Here is a 4,576-nt window from a genome sequence, read left to right on the forward strand (position 1 = left end):
GCAAAAGTGATTGCCACACTCGGATCACAGGTATCGGTGGCTGTTGCTACACCAAAAGTCGGAGTGGCAGGACAATTAATCGGTGATACTACTGTAGGACAATTAATTACCGGAGGTGTAATATCCTGGACATTGATGGTTCTGTTACAGGTAGCGGTATTTCCGCAATCATCTGTAGCAGTCCATGTTCTGGTCACGCTGTAGTTGCCTGGACAGTTCCCTGGAGTGGTTGCATCAACAAAAGTGATTGCCACACTTGGGTCACAGGTATCGGTAGCTGTTGCTGTTCCAAAATTAGGAGCGGCAGGACAGTTTATTAACGATACTACTGTAGGACAAGTAATTACTGGAGGTGTAGTATCCTGAACTGCAATAGTTCTGCTACAAGTTGCTGTATTACCACAATCATCGGTAGCGGTCCATGTTCTGGTTACACTATAATTACCAGGGCAATTCCCCGGAGTGGTTACATCGGCAAAAGTTATTGCCACACTTGGGTCACAAGTATCGGTAGCGGTTGCTACTCCGAAAGATGGTGTGGCAGGACAAATAATTGGTGATACTACCGTAGGACAAGTAATTACTGGAGGAGTGGTATCATGAACCACAATAGTTCTGCTACAGGTGGCGATATTGCCGCAACCATCGGTAGCCGTCCATGTTCTGGTCACGCTGTAGCTACCCGGACAGTTGCCTGGAGTGGTCACATCGGCAAAAGTTATTGGGATGTTTCCAGGACAGTTATCGATAACTGTTGCTACACCGAAGGAAGGTGTGGCTGGACAATTAATTGGAGAGGTTACTGTTGGACAGACAATAGTCGGCGGTATTTTATCAGTACATAAATGCAATTGAAAAGGTGCTCCAGGAAAATCCTTTAATTCTGATTGACCGGAAGAACCGGAAGTTCTCGTTCTTACAAATAAAGTACTAACTGCAAAACAAGGATCATTTTGAACCCCTAAAGCTTGAGTTATATTAACAGCCCCTTCTGCCCATTGATTTGGAGCATAAGCCCATAAATTAGGATTGGTAGCAACAGGAGCTTGATTATAAACAGGATAGGGCACCACAGTTGTTACGAAATTATTCGTACCATAAACGGTCCCGACAGCTGGGGTAAAAGGATCACTATATTTAGTTCCAAGCCATTTTCTAACAACCACATTTGCTGCTACTCCTCCTTGGGTAAACTCAATAGTTATTAAAAGATCATTAACAGTACGTCCGCTAGGAGTACCCGCCGCAGAGGTAAAGGTTCCAAAAGCAAACCCTTTTGAGTCAGTTCCCGTCGTAGTCATAGTTAACGGTTTTTGAAGAATCTCAAAATCGATATAACTGCTTCCGTTAGTCACCTGACGGTCCGCAGCGAAAACCAGCCATAAATCAGTATCTAATCCTCCCAAAACAGGATCCCCATAAGTAAAATGAGCAATTGCATTTTGAATTTCATTTTTGTCTGGTGAAGAGCCTACGCCCCAAGTATAAGAGCTTACTACATCATCGATCTTATTACTACTGGTAAAAGTAGTTGGATCACTGGCTGTGATATTATCTCTAAAAAAAACTGTATTAGGGTACACATAAAATTCAGGTGGTAATGGCCCGTCCGGATAAGTGTAAGGCAGACCGTTAATTAGGGGAGGTATAGGCACAAATATCCCTCCGGGATTTGCTGTGACAGGGGCTGCCTGATTCTCAAATAAAAAATCTCCCCAAGCTGGATTATCTGCTGGCGGACCCGGAAACTTAACAAATGCATTTCCATCAACACCAAAACCTCCCTTAGGGGCTAAAACTGGTGCTCTTCCCAGAATGTTTTGAGCACTAGTATTATTTGCTGTCATTAAAATTACGCCCAATACTAGAGGTGCAACAAATTTATTTAGCCAACAATAGGTTTCTATTCTTGTTAGATAATTAATTGGATTTCTCTCATTAGATCTATAAAAATCTAATTTAGAAACGCTGTCTTTCGGTAAAAAGCAATGTGTTATTTTGCTCGTAAAAACTTCGAAAAACTTCGAAATTGTACTCTTTTTCATAATAATAGTATTTTTAGATCATACGTTATATTAAGTAAGAAATTTAAAGACTTGGGAAAAACTAGAATAAAAAATAATCTTCATAAAAACTGAAGTCCGACATCATCAAAAGCATATTTTATTTTGGGGGAATAAACAAACTTTTATAACCAAATTGGGGCTTTAAGGAAACTTAAAAAACCTAATTTTTAAATTAAAAAGTTAGAATAACAAAAACAGAAAGCTTACGTTTTGAGTGTCAAAACTTACTAAGCAATACATCTTCATAAACAATCTTATGAAGTACATCATCATTAAAAGGAAATTATATTGTGGGGAGCAATACTTAAATTCCTTTGTTCACCGTCAAGTCATTTTTAGAAAAAAAACAGCTCTAAATTCTATTCCTTTATTTGCTATACTAAAGTTAATCAATGGTTTAAAAACAACAATTTTCAATAAATTTAAATCCGATAAAAAACAAATATATCCGATAAAATACCCGCTAATTAAGAAAATTACTATACCAGAAAAGCATTAAAAACAAATATTTTTTTATGTTAAATTATTGATTTACAGTATTTTAATACAATCTAAAAAACACATTTTTATTTTAAACCACATAATTCAGCATCAAAAAAAGCATCATCAAAAAAGAATAAAAAAAACCTCGAAAATTTTCACTTTCGAAGTTTTTTTTTATCGCTAATCCTTCTCTATATTTTTAGGATTAGACAGTTATAACAATCTACTTTGAAGACATCACTTTTTTCACACTGCTTCCTCTATTCGTAGTTACTTTCACAACGTAAACTTGCTCTTGTCCTCTATTCATTTTAAGGTTTAAAGCAACTTCTTTGTTTAAATAACTATTCGTATCTTCTTTGGTAAGTACTGTTCTTCCAGTTGCATTGACTACTTCAATTTTAACATCGGACACATAATCAAAGTTGTATTTAATAGTAAGTACATCTTTGAAGGGAACAGGATAGGCATCAAAACCGGCTAGTTCCATTTTACTGGTTGTTTGAGTTGGTGCCAAAGTAATTGGACATTCTAGTAGTGGAACATCATAACCCATGAATATTCTACAACCATCGAAAGCATTGTTGATTGCATCAACAGCACCTGCAATATCTGAAAGAGAAAGACCATTTGTAGAACCTCCTCCTAACGCTGTGTTGGCTAAATCAAACAATCCTTGAACTGTTTTATCAGTTAATGCATTAACGACCTTTGCAGGAATATCATAACGTTGATATTCATTATTCACTGTTCCGTCAGAATTACAAGAACGGGCTTTAGGGATATCAGATCCACAACCACCTTCTGGAGCAGCAGTTGCAATTTTACCACCTTGCAATGCAAAATCACCAAGTGCACCATTGATGCCTAAGTTAAGACCTAAAGTGATGGTTTGAGCCAATAAAGTGTTATTAAGAGTTCCTTTTTTAGTCAAATAACTACTAGGCAACGAATTAATATAATTAACTCCTGATAATACATAACTACCTCCTCCACCTGGTAAAACGTCTATAATAGCCATTCTATCTGCTGGTGTATTAGTAATTACGACTGTATTTCCTGAAGAACCAATTGTCATTACACCTCCGCTATAAGAACTTAAAGCTCTTTCTATAAGCGCTAAGGTTGTGTATTTATTAGAAAAAACACCACCATCATCAGGAGCACAAGACATACCGCCAAGGTTTCCATAATACCCTTGAGTATAAGTACATAAAGCTTTGGCACAAGATTCAATTAATACAGAAACGGACTCGATATCGTAACAACTTTCAGTCGTTGTGGCTTTTATATAATATGTTCCAGATATTGAAACCGCATTTGGATTTGCCAACTGTATTGTTGCACTTGCATTAGTCCAATAAGTCAAGGTTGCTCCATACAATGTACTTCCTGCTGTTACTGATGCAGCAGTTAAATCAACTGTCAACGGAGAACAAACTGAAGGAGGACTTGTAATTACCAAAATCGGATTCGGATTTACTGTTAACACAACATCATCGGTTGAATTTCCGCATGACGGTGTTGCATTACTTGTAGTGGTTAATCGTAATGTAACGGTACCAAAACCAGCAACACTAACTGTAGAAGTTAATGAAGATGGAGTAGCAATAGTAGCCTGTGCGGTACCTGTTTGACCAACTTGTGACCAAGCTGATGTACCATTAGATGCTGAACCTGCCAAAGTAAATGAAGTAGGTCCGGATGGAGCAGTCTGACATTTAGCTTCATCAGGTCCTGCAGCAGCAGTTGGATTTGCGTTAACTGTTAGCACTACGTCGTCTGTAGGATTTCCACAATTACTAGTAGTACTTAGTCGTAATGTAACGGTACCAATACCAGCAACACTAACTGTAGAAGTTAATGAAGATGGAGTAGCAATAGTAGCTTGTGCAGTACCTGTTTGACCAACTTGTGACCATGCTGAAGTACCACCACTTGCAGTACCTGCCAGAGTAAATGAAGTAGGTCCAGATGGAGCAGTTTGACATTTAGCCTGATCTAATCCAGCACTATTAGTATTATTT

Annotated in this window: 1 protein-coding gene and 1 pseudogene; both read right to left on the bottom strand. The window is 37.8% G+C overall.

Annotated features, from left to right (window positions below; translation table 11 throughout):
• Positions 1 to 2,045: pseudogene (locus tag BUC23_RS17595) on the bottom strand (HYR domain-containing protein); the annotation flags it as partial.
• A 727-nt stretch (positions 2,046 to 2,772) separates the two neighbouring features.
• Positions 2,773 to 4,576, bottom strand: a 1,804-nt coding sequence (locus BUC23_RS17055) for a T9SS type A sorting domain-containing protein (RefSeq protein WP_139259981.1), incomplete at its 5' end; no start/stop codon positions are given.

The sequence above is a fragment of the Flavobacterium xinjiangense genome, from assembly GCF_900142885.1.
GTDB lineage: Bacteria > Bacteroidota > Bacteroidia > Flavobacteriales > Flavobacteriaceae > Flavobacterium > Flavobacterium xinjiangense.